Source organism: Schinkia azotoformans LMG 9581, from assembly GCF_000307855.1.
Lineage (GTDB): Bacteria > Bacillota > Bacilli > Bacillales > Bacillaceae_J > Schinkia > Schinkia azotoformans.
Map to the genome: position 1 here is coordinate 97,237 of NZ_AJLR01000033.1, position 14,096 is coordinate 111,332.

Sequence of the window (14,096 nt, forward strand, 5' to 3'; positions counted from 1 at the left end):
ATAGACGACAAACCTTATTCCCCCCGGTCGATTGTCAAATTCTTATTTTCTAATATATTTACATCATCTTCAAGTCCAAATGCAACATTGGATTCAATCCAACGACGACGCGGCTCGACTTTGTCTCCCATCAAGGTTGTCACACGACGCTCAGCCCGAGCAATATCCTCAATGGTTACCCGAATCAACGTTCTTGTTTCAGGGTTCATCGTTGTATCCCAAAGTTGATCGGCATTCATTTCACCCAACCCTTTATAACGCTGTATGATGTAGCCCTTACCAACCTTCTTAATAGCTGCCTTTAGTTCATTTTCATCCCATGCATATTCAATGACTTCTTTTTTTCCTGTCCCTTTACTTACTTTGTAAAGAGGTGGAAGCGCAATAAATATCTTGCCTTCCTCAATTAAGGGCTTCATGTAGCGATAGAAAAAGGTGAGAAGCAGTACTTGAATATGAGCTCCATCGGTATCGGCATCTGTCATAATGATAACCTTATCATAATTAATGTCTCCAATGGTAAAATCAGCCCCAACTCCGCCGCCAATCGCATAAATCATCGTGTTGATTTCTTCATTTTTAAAAATATCTCCTAGCTTCGCTTTTTCCGTATTTATAACCTTACCCCGTAATGGTAGGATGGCTTGGAAACGGCGGTCACGCCCTTGCTTTGCCGAACCTCCCGCAGAGTCTCCCTCCACAAGATACAGTTCATTTTTCTCCGGATTGCGGGATTGGGCAGGTGTTAATTTTCCGCTTAGCATGGCATCTTTCCGTTTTTTCTTTTTGCCATCCCTTGCTTCCTCACGTGCTTTTCTTGCGGCTTCACGAGCTTCCGCTGCTTTAATCGCCTTTTTAATGAGAAGTGAACTGATATCCGGATTTTCCTCTAAAAAATAAGCAAGCTTCTCAGACACAATTGAATCAACAACAGAACGGGCTTCACTTGTACCGAGCTTTCCTTTTGTTTGTCCTTCAAATTGCAGTTTCTCCTCCGGAATTCGAACAGAAATGATCGCCGTTAAACCTTCACGAATATCACTGCCATCAAGGTTTTTGTCTTTCTCCTTAAGAATGTTCACTTTTCGGGCAAAATCGTTAAAGGCGCGTGTCATTGCCGATTTAGCACCCACTTCATGAGTACCCCCGTCCTTCGTCCGAACATTGTTTACGAAGGATAAAATATTTTCGGAGTAGCCATCATTGAATTGGAAAGCATATTCTACTTCCATTCCTTGCTGCTCGCCTTCAATCGAAACGACCTCATGTAAAACATCCTTTTCTTCATTCAAAAAATCAACGAATGCTTTGATTCCAGAATCATAGCAGAATACATCTTGGACATCATGGCGTTCATCAACAATCGTTATTTTCATGCCTTTTAAAAGAAAGGCTGACTCGCGTAAACGCTCGCTTAACGTATCGTAATTAAAGACAGTAGTACTAAAAATAGATGTGTCTGGCTTAAAATGGATCGTTGTGCCACTCTCTTTCGTTGTCCCAATTTTTTCTAGGGTGGTGACAGCATGCCCCCCATTTTCAAAGCGCTGACGATAAATATTTCCATCCCGCTTAATCGTCACAACCAACCACTCTGATAGAGCATTTACAACAGAGGCGCCAACCCCATGTAAGCCGCCGCTTGTTTTATAGCCGCCTTGTCCGAATTTACCACCGGCATGGAGAACAGTTAAGATTACCTCTGGAGTTGGCTTCCCCATTTTATGCATCCCTGTCGGCATACCGCGACCTTTATCCTCAACACTGATACTATCATCTTTATGTATCGTTACCTTGATATAATTTCCAAAACCCGATAATGCTTCATCGACAGCATTATCAACAATTTCATATACAAGATGATGGAGACCGCGTATATCTGTACTTCCAATATACATACCCGGACGCTTTCGAACAGCCTCTAGACCTTCCAGTACCTGTATCGCATCATCATTGTAGTCAAATGATTTATTAGTCAATAGTAAATACCCCTTTCAAACAACCGTAAACAAAGTTCTCTTGCGTCACATCACTTTGAAGTTACATCTTATCATAACACAAAGGAACATATCTTCTCATAGAAAGATGAAAATCGTTCATTAAATTGACATTTTTCGTTCTCAAATCTTATGAATTTTATTTTAGCGATTGAAAATAGTTATGCAACTAATCTTCTAGAGAAAAAAGAAAATCCCTGCAATTTGCAGAGATTTATTTTTTTACCTTGCTCTTGTAATCGCATGTTCAACCTTAATACAACGGTCCATAATAACAGTCATGCCATGCTCTTTCAAATATTCATAGGCCTCTTCATTTGCAATTCCTGATTGCGCCCAGAAAACATCAGCCCCAATTTCAACGGCATCCTTGGCAATAGCAGGTAAATGCTCCGGTCTACGAAAAACATTAACGATATCTACATGTCCCTCGATTTCCTTTAGGGAATCGTATGCCTTCACACCAAGTGCATCTTCGATTGTAGGATTAACAGGAATTATTTCATATCCCGCCTGTTGCATTGCTTTTGATATCATGTACGAAGATTTTTCCTGATTATTAGATAAACCAACAACCGCAATTCTCTTTTTTGTTTTTAAAATTTCTCCGATTTCTTCACGGCTTGGATTTTCGATCGTCATTCCGTTCACTCCAATCAAATGATCATCCACTACTATTTACAGAATACCAAATCATTTCAACATGATGCAAAAAAACTGCTTAATTACATTTTAAGAATCTCGTGGTAAAATAAAGGAATCTTACTTGAAGGAGATTTTCTAGGAATGACAGTTTTTCTAGTGATTTTAGCTTATTTACTTGGTTCAATTCCATTTGCCTTGATCGTTGGCAAAATAGGCTATGGTATCGACATTCGAGAACATGGCAGCGGTAATTTAGGAGGTACGAATACGTTTCGAGTACTAGGCAAAAAAGCCGGCCTCATCGTAACAAGCGCTGATATTTTAAAGGGTACACTTGCAGCAAGTCTTCCGCTAATTTTTGGTCAAGAAGATTTGATACACCCACTATTAATAGGAATCGCAGCTGTTATCGGTCATACTTATCCAATCTTTGCAAAATTTAAGGGTGGAAAAGCGGTTGCCACATCTGCAGGTGTATTGCTTGCCTATAGTCCGTTATTATTTATTATTCTTATACTCAGCTTCTTTGTTAGTTTGTTTATTTCAAAATATGTATCCCTTTCTTCTATGATTGCAGGTATTATTGGCATTATTTATAGTCTTTTTACAGGTGATATACCGCTGATTATTGTCATTAGTTTGTTAGCATCGTTTGTCATTTACCGTCACCGCTCCAACATTAGCCGAATCATAAATGGAACCGAACCAAAAATTACATGGATGTCTAAAAAGAAATCGTCTTAAGGAATTTCCCTTGGGCGATTTTTTTTGCGGCGCATATCAGATTTAAGCATGATATAATGATTTCATATTTAAAATTTTAATAAAAGGAGCGATGACATGCATAAAACAAAGTTATGGTTTTACTCGATTTTGTCCATTCTTCTGTTAGTACTAATGAATGGACAACCTATTGATGCAAATGCTGCCAATAGTACCTATTCAAAATATGTCAATTCAGCTAGGGGCTATCAACTTAACTATCCTTCCAATATGGAGGTTGATGATAGTATTGGGCAGATAAGAACCTTATTCCATGACGATCAAACACAAATCGAAATCTACTATGATAATTTTTACAACACTGTCCATGATGCAAACACATACATAAATTACAGTAATAATTTCATAGCGAATAAAAAAGATCATCTAGTTGAATACAATAAAACTACTAAGGTAGCTGAAAAAAAAGTTCATATTCTGAAATGGCATCGTAATAAATTAGCCAAAGTTGAAAATGATAAAAACTACTATTTCTCTGCTGAAATTATAAAAAATAAGAATGAGGTTTTTACAATATTCATCAAATCGGCACAGCCTATTTCTAATGAGATGGACATTGTGAAAAGCTTTAAAATACAGAAGCCAATAGGAAATGTTGCAGCCATGCCTTCTCCTCTTTTCAAACAATCTACACCTGAATCAAAGCAGCTAAGCGAAGAAACAAAAGCAGTTTTACAACAATATTTTTCAAAGGACAGTTCATTGACATGGGGTATTTTTGAACCATCCGCTCCAGGTACTATGACGAAACTAAACCAGATTGAAGAAAGAGTGAATCATGAATTTTCTTTCCTTATCCGTTATTCTGATCTGGATGAACAAGTCCCAGTTCAGGAATTTATGAATGCCTACAATGAAGGAAAGTTATTGGAACTAACGTTACAAACGAGTCACTCTAAAATAGATGATTCCAGCATTTTCTATGATATCTTAAATGGTAAATATGATGAATACCTTCATCAATATGCCAAAAACATTAAAGAATTCGGACATCCTGTTCTTTTCCGCTTAAATAATGAAATGAACGGCGACTGGTGTGTTTATTCAAGCTATTATTTTTCTAAAGATACGGACCTTTATAAAGAAGTTTGGAAATACATTTACCACATTTTTGATAAAGAAGAGATCGATAATGTTCTTTGGGTCTGGAATCCAAATCACGATTCAATGCCAGGCTTTGCTTGGAATCATTCTGTGTTATATTATCCAGGTGACGAATATGTCGATATTGTTGGGCTAACAGCTTATAATACAGGTACTTATTATTCGGGTGAAAAATGGACTAATTTCTTTACACTCTATCAGTCCCTTTATAATGAATATTCAGCTTTATCAGCAAAACCGCTTATGATTACAGAGTTTGGTTCCAATTCTGTTGGTGGCGATAAATCCCAGTGGATTCAAAATATGTTCAGCAATATCGATAAATTCCCTAGAATTAAGGTCACCATTTGGTGGAGTGGTACAGACTGGGATAGTAAAGGCAACCCTGCCCGCATTTACCGTTTGGATGAAAACGAGGCGGTTTTGGATATATTTCGACTAAACTTTGAGAAATACAATAATCGTAGTGTGGGATTTTAACTTTATAAGTCATAAAAAGAGGCCCCTATTATTAGGTAGCCTCCTTTTTGCCTAGTTCCAGTTGAAAAGTGTCATTAAGATTGTGTACATTTCTGCCTTTGTCATTTGTTTTTGACCGCTGACTTTGATTTCAGCCATAGGGTGCGGTAGTTTAGCTAGAATTCTATTAACCTCATCCAATGTTAATGGAACATAAGCGTTCACTTCATTATAGGCAGATAGGTATTCAATATTTTCTTTATATTTTGGATCCTCTAGTGACATAACTAAAAATATCTGTCGTAAAATGTTGCTGAAGGATTGGTTCATTGCAACTTTATCTTCTTCGACATAATTATCATAGTTTCCATAAAGTGACCTTGTATTTAATAGTTCACGAATAGCCGGGTAATATGCTGCATTTTGATATGGATATTTTGCCGTAAACGGATCTACCAATTGGCCTTTCTTTTTAAGTACGGTTTGTAATTCTTTAATAACAGCTTGGTTTGCAGCCATTTGATCAAATGTTAGACCTTTTTGGGCAGCAATATTTGCAGCAGCGCCAGCCGCTTCCCCTGTTCCCATGCCGGTAGGTACAATGCGTACGGAACCTGAAGCTAAGGAACTATAGCCACCTGAACGCCCAACGACAAGTAGATTATTAACGTTCTGTGGTACTAGACTTCTAAATGGAATTCCATACTTATCTGGGTTTACAATAACCGCCCCTGGATCTTCTAGTGAAACGGCTTGTATATCAGATGGATAGGCACCATAGGCAATGGTATCCCAATGATATTTATTTTCCCATAAATCACTGACAGGCAGCTGATATAGTGATTTAATATGTCTTGTTTCCCTTACATAAAGCTCCTCCGGAAAACTAGCAATCTTCGCATTTTCGAAACCTGGAAAATTCACCTTTAACCATTCTAAAATATGGCCAATTTCTTTCTTCCCACGTTCAATGCCCTCTTTCCTTGATGATGGATCTAGTCCATCCACCCCAAATATTTGCAAGGCATTGATATAATAGCCACCCTCCGTTTTTGCTAAATTAAAGCCGCGAAGACGCATATTGGGATCAACGGGCTTATAGATTTGTCTTAGCTTAGAAAACCCCCATGCTCCCTCATTTGTAACCTGGGCAGAACCAAATTTCCCGCTTTTTGCAGTTTGTTTAATTTTATCCCAATCTAATCCATTTAAATGAATCATTAATGTTACAGCCATTTGTTTATCTTCGAAGCCAACATCTGCAGCACCTAAAAAGCTAGGTACACCGCTTAAAACTGCAAAATCGGCATCCTGTGTTGCATCAATGTATGTACTTGCCGTTAATTGTTTTTTATAACCATTCGTTTTAATTGAAATACTTTTAATGATCTTATCTTCAACGGTTACATTTTCAACCTTTGTATTCAAGATTAGACTTAAATTTGGTTGGTTCTGGACCATATTAAGAAAAACGGCACTTGCTTTTTCAGGTTCAAAGGACAAGCCACTGCCAACCCTTTTATGCCATTCCTGGAAAATTCCCTTCGTTGCCATTTTTCCGCTTTTATCTTTCGGAAAATCAAGAAAATTCATCATACCGAATGTAAATAAACCACCTAAACCATTCCGTTCTTCGATTAATAGGGTTTTAGCGCCACTTCTTGCTGATGATAGGGCAGCAGCAACACCTTCCGGTTCCCCTCCAATTACAATAACATCATAGTCCGGTTGCCCGTTGGCAGCATCAGCCATCATTAGGCCAAAACTTGAAAAACTAGAAATAAGTAATGCAAAAATTAATAAAAATTTAACCTTCATTTCTCTCTCCTTTTTTTAGAAAAATATTATAAAAATGGTTATCTATCAAAATACTACCATATTACTTTGATTAAATTAACTAGAATTTGTAACTAGATTTTGAAACTTTATCGGGTTTTCAATCGTCTGTTAATAGTTGGTATCCTTTCATCCCTTTCGGATTAATGGTATGATTAAAAAAATGTTTAATGAGGTAAGTGCTAATGAAAAAAATGTACATAATATTTTCAATTCTTTTTTTACTATTTTTAACCGGCTGTATCCCGGCTATGAAAAACCCTGATGTAGAGGCAAAGGACAAAATAGACCTTAGCCTATTAAATGAAGAAAAGATAATTAACAATTTTGACGTTATCGTTATTGGTGGCGAACCAGAAGGAGTTGCCGCTGCCCTATCTGCTGCAAGAAATGGAGTTAGTACTCTGCTAATCGAAGAACGTGACGGGCTTGGTGGACTCTTTACGTATGGTAAAATGAATGTTCTTGATTTCCCCCATGGAATAGATAATAAAGTGTTAAGTAGTGGTATTTTCGATGAATGGCATCGGATGGTAGGGAAAAAGAAATCATTTGAAATTCATGATGCTAAAAATGCATTTTTAAATATGGTTTATAACCAGGAAAATTTATCGATGTTGCTTAACACTGAAGTAAAAAATATTGAAGTAAATGATCAAGGCGAGATTACAGGCCTTACTGTTCTAAAAAACAATAAAACATATACACTCCAAGCGAAGAATTACATTGATGCCACCCAAGATGCAGACGTCGCCTTTCTCAGTGGTGTTCCACATTTCATCGGAGCAGCTGATGTCGGACAAAACGGGCGGTTAATGGCAACAACATTAATGATTCATTTTGTAGATGTTGACTGGAGTAAAATTAAGGAAGTAGCTAAAAAAGAAACGTTTGGCTCTGCGGAAGTAACTAAGGAAGCGGCCTGGGGGTTTTCAAAACTCCGTGAGGTATATGAACCACAGGATCTAAATATGAGGCTTCGTGGATTTAATTTAATTAAAAATGATGAGGGCTATTATATTAATGCTTTACAAATTTTTGGTGTAGATGGATTATCCAAAGAATCCATCCAAGAGGGAATTGAAAGAGGGAAAGAAGAGACTAAACATATCCTTGAATGGTTAAAGGTAAACTTCCCAGGATTTGAGAATGCAAAAATTGCTTCTTACCCAAGTGAACTATATATTCGCGAGACTCGACATATCAATTCACTTTATCAACTGCCAGTCAGTGATCTATGGGAAAACAAATACCATTGGGATACGATTGCATACGGCGGTTACCCATCGGACATTCAATCGACATCCGTCGGTGATGCTGGTGCTATCGTAGTAAATCCTACACAATACGGTATCCCTTTTAGAAGCTTGGTCCCACAAAAAATAACAAACCTGCTTGTCGTTGGTCGTTCAGGTGGTTATTCTTCACTTGCCCAAGGCTCTGTTCGAATCGTTCCAACAGGTATGGCGACGGGAGAAGGTGCAGGGGCTGCAAGTGCTATTGCGATAAAACATAACTTGGATTTTCACACGATGTCTAAGAATAAAAAAATTATCTCAGAACTCCAACAAACACTAACGGCGCAAGGAGCTGAAGTTAAAAAGTTTCATGCTCCATTTCCATACGAGGATAAATGGTATTACCCTGCCATTCGTGAACTGTTAAATCACCGAGCCCTATTTGGTGGATATACAAATGACCTGTCAGAAAATGAAATAGCGAATAACAAATCATTTTCGAACCTGCTATTACACACCTATCTTGTGATGCGTAATAGCAATCCAAAATATGAAGAGAACATCCAATATTTAAATCATTATTTTAAGTCAAATGAAATGATTAACCTAACTACTGGGGAAATTGAAACCATTATAAATGGACTACCCATTAAAGATTTTAATGATTCCTACAAGGAAGAAATATTGAAATGGAAGGATAAAGATTCCCTTACCCGTGAGGAAATGTATATTATCGTCGGAAAGTTATTTGGTTGGATATAAGAAGTAACAAAAAAAGAGTCGCTTTTATGTAATAAGCGACTCTCTTTTTGTTGGTTATCATTATTTTACAATTGTACTAATGGCTCCTTTACCCAGCATTTGCTGTTGCCCCTTAGAATCAATCAGAATGGTAAAATTATCATGGCCAATGATCTTGCATTTTAATGGGACACCGTTCGTTGTATAAATTGTTACAACACGCCCACTTTCAATAATTTCATTCAAAAATCTAGTTTGTAAATCAAATTTACTAGTTGTCATCTACATAAACCCCTTATGCTTAAATTTGTGTTTTTATTGCTACATATTTTTATCTATTACAGGTATTTACAAATCAGCGCTTTTAAATACTTCCCTTATTACTTTTCTATTCTATGGAAAAATTCAAAATCCTTTTTTTATCTATAATTTATTTATAATTTCTTAAATTGATTTGCAATTAAAACATACGTTCTGTATAATCGTAACAAAAGGAACTAATGTTCCTATTGGAGGTTTTTTATGAATTACAAACTTTTGTATACGAGCAGGTATGGTAGTCAAAGAAAGATTGTTATTTTTGATTTTAAGCGAGGAATGATGATTGAGTTAACGATTGATGAACTTGAAAAAGAAGAGCTTGATTTAAAATTAAGGCAATATATTATTAAAATGAAAGACCAAATTGATAGCGGCTATTGGGATTATCCGATATAGCTTTTGACTATTTAATTACCGTAATTTCCTGCTTGAGAAATGCCCAATTTTGGGGGAAATCAAATTGTAATTGCCAAAAAGTAACACCCAAAAGTTTATAAAGATCGACTAATTGATACCTTTGAGTATACCCTCTTATATCCACAAACCAAACGACATGTTGATCAATACTCTGATAGCCAAAATATGGAGAAGCAGCCAAAATGTCATAATTTATTTCCGCACCAACAGATATTGCAAAGTTCTGAGCGGCGTTGGCTGATAATGCAGTTGTAATATTCTCGGGAACCTTCCAATCGTAGCCATATAACGGTAAAGCAATTTGCATCTTTCTTGGGTCTATAAGCCCGACTGAATACTGTACAACTTGCTCCATCCACCATAAAGGAGCTATTGGATTTGGAGGACCGGTTGGATACCCATAATCCATTGTCATCACAGCCACTATATCGGCAACATTGCCAATCTCTAAATAGTCATAAGCACCTATAATGCGATTAGTTGGAACATCTTCAGTTTTGGCATGTACATTAACATGAAGTATTTTACTTTCAAGTGCCTGTTTTAAATCCTTCAAAAATGTCACAAAATCATATCTTTGTGGTGGCGGGATAAATTCAAAATCAATACTAACCCCAGCATACCCTGCTTGATTCGTTAAATTAACAATACTGTCAATCAAACGTCTACGCAGTGTCGCATTAGCTAAAACAGCTCCCGCAAGTTCTGCACTAAATCCCTCTGAGGTTATATTACGTATCATCAATAAAGGCTTAATCCCCAATTGTTTAGCACGTTGAATATACGGAGCATCATCCAATACCCTGTATGCCCATCCTTCCTGAAGAAAAGAATAGGCTACAATGGCGATATAAGTAAGACTGTTGGCTGTTTTATTTATTACCTCCAAGGCTTTTAAAGATTGAGGGACTAGAAATCCGAGGGTTTGGATTTTTGCTTTGTTTGGAGAGGGAATTGTGATTATTTGTCCAATGGATAGACGATTCGGGTCAATTTGCGGGTTTGCACTTATTATATTATAAGCTGTTGTATTGTACCTTATTGCTATTGACCATAAGGTATCTCCAGCTTTTATTTTATATAATCGAATGTGCAGTTGTTCATCAGGAATATAGAGAGCTAATCCTGGCACAATGTTGGTGGATGATTCCAATCCATTGATTTCCATAATAGATTGAATGGATGTATTATATAGTTTTGCTATCGCCCATAAAGAGTCTCCTTTTTGCACAGTATGGATAGCCACTATATTTCACCTTCCCATTTTATGTCATTATTATTATATTTATGGTAGGAGGCTTAATATTATGTTCTTTATAATAAATCATAGCAAGTGATAGTTTCCAACAAAAAGTGGTAAAATAAACCTGCAATCAATAAAGGAGATGAGATTCATTTGAAAAAGGAAATCATTGATCGGTTCACTACCTATGTGAGAATCGATACTCAATCTAATGATGCTAATGATGCATGCCCCTCTACACCCGGACAGCTTACGCTAGCGAATATGCTTGTCGATGAGCTAAAAAGCATTGGAATGGAGGAAGTTACAATTGATGGAAATGGCTATGTGATGGCTACACTTCCTGCCAATACAGATAAAGATGTACCAACTATTGGCTTTTTGGCTCATGTTGATACGGCTACAGATTTTACCGGTAAAAATATTAACCCACAAATTTTAGAAAATTACACAGGAGATATTATTCAGTTAAATGAGAGCGTTGTACTTTCTCCAAAAGATTTTCCATCGTTAAATGCATACAAAGGACACACCCTAATAACGACTGACGGAACCACTTTACTTGGTGCAGATGATAAAGCTGGGATTGCTGAAATTATGACAGCGATGAACTTTCTTTTACACCATCCTGAAATAAAGCATGGCAGAGTCAGAGTTGCTTTTACACCGGATGAAGAAATCGGACGTGGCCCACATAAATTTGACGTTGCAGCCTTTGATGCCAAATATGCCTACACAGTCGATGGTGGGCCACTTGGTGAACTTGAATATGAAAGTTTTAATGCTGCAGCGGCGAAAATTACAATTAAAGGGAAGAACATCCACCCCGGTACGGCTAAAGGGAAAATGGTCAATTCAATGAAAATCGCAATGGAATTGAACCGCAGACTTCCAGCCGAGGAAGCACCTGAGTTTACCGAAGGGTATGAAGGGTTTTATCATCTTCTTTCATTTGAGGGTAATGTTGAACAAACGAAACTGTACTATATCATCCGCGATTTTGATAGAAACAAGTTTCAAAATAGAAAAGTGAAACTAGAAAAAATTGTTCAAGATCTGAAAGCAGTGCACGGTGAGGATAATATTATTTTAGAAATGAAAGACCAATATTATAATATGAAGGAAAAGATTGAACCTGTTAAAGAAATCGTTGATATTGCTTATGAGGCGATGGAAAAACTCGGTATCAAGCCGATCGTTAAACCAATTCGCGGCGGTACGGATGGCTCTCAACTATCCTTTATGGGATTACCAACACCAAATATCTTTACCGGCGGCGAAAATTACCATGGAAAATACGAATATATTTCTGTCGATAATATGGAAAAAGCTACAAACGTAATTATTGAAATCATTAAGCTTTTTGAGCAAAAATCCTAATTGCAAAATAAGAAAAAGCGTGAAGTCACTTCATTCTTCCTGAGACTCACGCTTTTTATTTTTTATATTAATTCTCTTCTTAGGCCCAGCCTTTTCGCTCGCATAAAGAAGTGATTTGGGCAAGATGGTGTTTTCCATGCCATGAATATAAGCCGATCGTAAACCCCAACGTAATTTCTCCTGATATCGGATTTGTATAAATTTTTTCAAAATCATTAGAACTTAGGTTACGTAAAAGGTTACTGAATCGAATATGCAAAGCTTCGAGCAAAGATAAAGAAACTTCAACAGGTAAGTAATTATCCGGTAATTCAGCCCATCTACTCTCTTCGAAGGTGTTAATTACTGGGTTTTCCTCAGTAAGAGCAAGTTTAATGCGAACATAATAATTCATACCAGTGTCAGCAAGGTGGTGTACGACTTGACGGATCGTCCAGCCCCCTTCCCGATACGTAGTATCAAGTTGCTCCTCATTTAAATCTTTAACAGCTTCACGCAGTGAAAATGGTAATTGCTCAAGATCGCTTATCCAAGTATTAAGAACATTACTTGTGATCTTCCCATCAAATTCAAATTTTCCAATTGGACATCTTACATCCATGTAACCTTCCCCCTTTTAAAAAACGAATTTTCCCTATTATCACAGTTTTACTATACCAAAAAGGAGATAAAGACTGAATTGATGTGCCCAATATTCCGATTACTCATAAGAATAGTAACGCCAAACACCATCGACCTTCTCTGTTCTTACTTTACGATTTACTTCTAAGAAGTCTAAATGTCCAATAATCTCCGACATTACTAACGGGAATTGAAGTTCATATATTTTTTTATAGTATTGCTGAGCAATTTCACTGGCTGTTGAAGCCCCGTCTTTAATAAGCGTAAGAAGCTTAGACGCTTTTATTTCAACATTGTCCAATCTTGTTTCAATTAGATTTTTATGATTATCGATCATCTCACCATGGCCTGAAAAAACATAATCAAGCGAAAGCTGTGAACATTTTTTCAGTGAGTCCATTTGTTGAATTAATGAAAGGATTCGTTCTCCCCTTTCATCGGGCTCTATTAATGCGTTACTTGAAATATGATCAATTAGTACATCGCCGCCAAACAATACCTTGGCTTTTTCATTATAAAAGGCAACTTGATCCGGAGAATGTCCGGGAACTTCAATCACATGAAAACCATGAATCTGTTTATCTAGAGGCATAATTTCTGCTTTTATGGCAGTATGTTTATGCTTTTCAATAGCATTTAGTAAGTAATCAATCTGCTTGCTGCCGGCTTCCCCGCAGCCCATTTCTTCATATAGTTTCGTATAAAAATCAACTCTTTGCTGCATAAATTCAGGGTCACGTTTTAACCGTGGGATTGCTTTTTTGTGGGCATAAACCGGGATTGCAACTTCATCCGTAATTCGATTAACTAACCCAATATGATCAAAATGATGATGTGTAAGTAAAATTCCTGTCAGATCTCTGACCTCAAACCCAAACGTATGAAGTGTGTTTGTGAATAAATTCCAATATTCATCTTTATTCATTCCAGCATCTATTAAACTTAATGAATGTCCATCCTCAACTAAATAAGAATTAAAGCTTTTTAATTTATGATCAACGTCAAGAATAATTGGATAGATCGTCAAATTCCCTGCTTTAATAGGCTCCATAAAATCACATCCTTTAACAGGGCACAGGAACGCACCACCACGGTTAGACCACGGGGATAGTCCTCTGACCCCTTTTTACATTGCTACACCTACTGTATTATTACACATATGGAAAAAATCACTTTAAGTGTTTCTTTATTTTACCAAAAGTTTTCAATACATGTAAAAAACAATGCTTAAAAAAAGCAAAAAAGTCTGTTACCTTTTACCCTTTTTTACATATTATTGGATTCAATGAACACAATAAAGTAGGGAAACCT

General features: G+C 36.8%; 12 protein-coding genes. 5 read left to right on the top strand and 7 right to left on the bottom strand.

All coding sequences use genetic code 11. From position 1 onward, the window contains the following. Positions 1-14: 14 nt before the first annotated feature. Positions 15-1,979, bottom strand: coding sequence for a DNA topoisomerase IV subunit B (gene parE, locus BAZO_RS02155; RefSeq protein WP_003329592.1), 1,965 nt, complete (start codon positions 1,977-1,979; stop codon positions 15-17). Between the two features lie 240 nt (positions 1,980-2,219). Continuing rightward, positions 2,220-2,639 carry a CoA-binding protein gene (locus BAZO_RS02160; RefSeq protein WP_003329594.1) on the bottom strand — a complete coding sequence of 140 codons (420 nt, stop codon included), beginning with the start codon at positions 2,637-2,639 and terminating at the stop codon, positions 2,220-2,222. A 144-nt stretch (positions 2,640-2,783) separates the two neighbouring features. On the opposite strand from BAZO_RS02160, the gene plsY reads away from it, so the two are divergent. Together plsY and BAZO_RS02170 are read left to right on the top strand one after the other, a co-directional pair. Further along, positions 2,784-3,386 carry a glycerol-3-phosphate 1-O-acyltransferase PlsY gene (gene plsY, locus BAZO_RS02165; protein WP_003329595.1) on the top strand — a complete coding sequence of 201 codons (603 nt, stop codon included), beginning with the start codon at positions 2,784-2,786 and terminating at the stop codon, positions 3,384-3,386. Between the two features lie 96 nt (positions 3,387-3,482). Next, entirely contained in the window at positions 3,483-5,009 is a 1,527-nt protein-coding gene (locus BAZO_RS02170) for a glycoside hydrolase family 26 protein (protein WP_003329596.1), read from the top strand. Positions 5,010-5,060: 51 nt separating this feature from the next. On the opposite strand, the gene BAZO_RS02175 is transcribed toward BAZO_RS02170, so the two are convergent. Next, positions 5,061-6,806, bottom strand: coding sequence for an FAD-dependent oxidoreductase (locus BAZO_RS02175; RefSeq protein WP_003329597.1), 1,746 nt, complete (start codon positions 6,804-6,806; stop codon positions 5,061-5,063). 203 nt (positions 6,807-7,009) lie between these two features. Here BAZO_RS02175 and BAZO_RS02180 point away from each other — a divergent pair, with 203 nt between their 5' ends. Beyond that, positions 7,010-8,824, top strand: coding sequence for an FAD-dependent oxidoreductase (locus BAZO_RS02180; RefSeq protein ID WP_003329598.1), 1,815 nt, complete (start codon positions 7,010-7,012; stop codon positions 8,822-8,824). 60 nt (positions 8,825-8,884) lie between these two features. Here the strand turns inward: BAZO_RS02180 and hfq are convergent, their stop codons facing one another. After that, positions 8,885-9,085, bottom strand: a complete 201-nt coding sequence (gene hfq, locus BAZO_RS02185; RefSeq protein ID WP_003329599.1) for an RNA chaperone Hfq — start codon at positions 9,083-9,085, stop codon at positions 8,885-8,887. 240 nt (positions 9,086-9,325) lie between these two features. On the opposite strand from hfq, the gene BAZO_RS02190 reads away from it, so the two are divergent. Next, positions 9,326-9,520 (top strand): hypothetical protein, encoded by a 195-nt coding sequence (locus BAZO_RS02190; RefSeq protein ID WP_003329600.1) that lies wholly within the window; start codon positions 9,326-9,328, stop codon positions 9,518-9,520. A 7-nt stretch (positions 9,521-9,527) separates the two neighbouring features. Here BAZO_RS02190 and BAZO_RS02195 read toward each other — a convergent pair whose 3' ends face one another. Then, entirely contained in the window at positions 9,528-10,787 is a 1,260-nt protein-coding gene (locus tag BAZO_RS02195; RefSeq protein WP_003329601.1) for a LysM peptidoglycan-binding domain-containing protein, read from the bottom strand. 150 nt (positions 10,788-10,937) lie between these two features. On the opposite strand from BAZO_RS02195, the gene pepT reads away from it, so the two are divergent. Then, the gene (pepT, locus tag BAZO_RS02200) at positions 10,938-12,164 is read left to right on the top strand and encodes a peptidase T (RefSeq protein WP_003329602.1); all 1,227 of its coding nucleotides are present in this window, start codon (positions 10,938-10,940) and stop codon (positions 12,162-12,164) included. Positions 12,165-12,243: 79 nt separating this feature from the next. Here pepT and BAZO_RS02205 read toward each other — a convergent pair whose 3' ends face one another. Continuing rightward, the gene (locus tag BAZO_RS02205; protein ID WP_003329603.1) at positions 12,244-12,765 is read right to left on the bottom strand and encodes a YfiT family bacillithiol transferase; all 522 of its coding nucleotides are present in this window, start codon (positions 12,763-12,765) and stop codon (positions 12,244-12,246) included. A gap of 99 nt (positions 12,766-12,864) precedes the next feature. Then, positions 12,865-13,836 carry an MBL fold metallo-hydrolase gene (locus BAZO_RS02210; RefSeq protein ID WP_003329604.1) on the bottom strand — a complete coding sequence of 324 codons (972 nt, stop codon included), beginning with the start codon at positions 13,834-13,836 and terminating at the stop codon, positions 12,865-12,867. Between the last annotated feature and the right edge of the window lie 260 nt (positions 13,837-14,096).

Bases quoted from the DNA above. Each gene is read 5' to 3' on its own strand.
- BAZO_RS02160 (WP_003329594.1), bottom strand. From the start codon at position 2,639: ATGACGATCGAAAATCCAAGCCGTGAAGAAATCGGAGAAATTTTAAAA.
- plsY (WP_003329595.1), top strand. From the start codon at position 2,784: ATGACAGTTTTTCTAGTGATTTTAGCTTATTTACTTGGTTCAATTCCA.
- BAZO_RS02170 (WP_003329596.1), top strand. From the start codon at position 3,483: ATGCATAAAACAAAGTTATGGTTTTACTCGATTTTGTCCATTCTTCTG.
- BAZO_RS02175 (WP_003329597.1), bottom strand. From the start codon at position 6,806: ATGAAGGTTAAATTTTTATTAATTTTTGCATTACTTATTTCTAGTTTT.
- BAZO_RS02180 (WP_003329598.1), top strand. From the start codon at position 7,010: ATGAAAAAAATGTACATAATATTTTCAATTCTTTTTTTACTATTTTTA.
- hfq (WP_003329599.1), bottom strand. From the start codon at position 9,085: ATGACAACTAGTAAATTTGATTTACAAACTAGATTTTTGAATGAAATT.
- BAZO_RS02190 (WP_003329600.1), top strand. From the start codon at position 9,326: ATGAATTACAAACTTTTGTATACGAGCAGGTATGGTAGTCAAAGAAAG.
- BAZO_RS02205 (WP_003329603.1), bottom strand. From the start codon at position 12,765: ATGGATGTAAGATGTCCAATTGGAAAATTTGAATTTGATGGGAAGATC.
- BAZO_RS02210 (WP_003329604.1), bottom strand. From the start codon at position 13,836: ATGGAGCCTATTAAAGCAGGGAATTTGACGATCTATCCAATTATTCTT.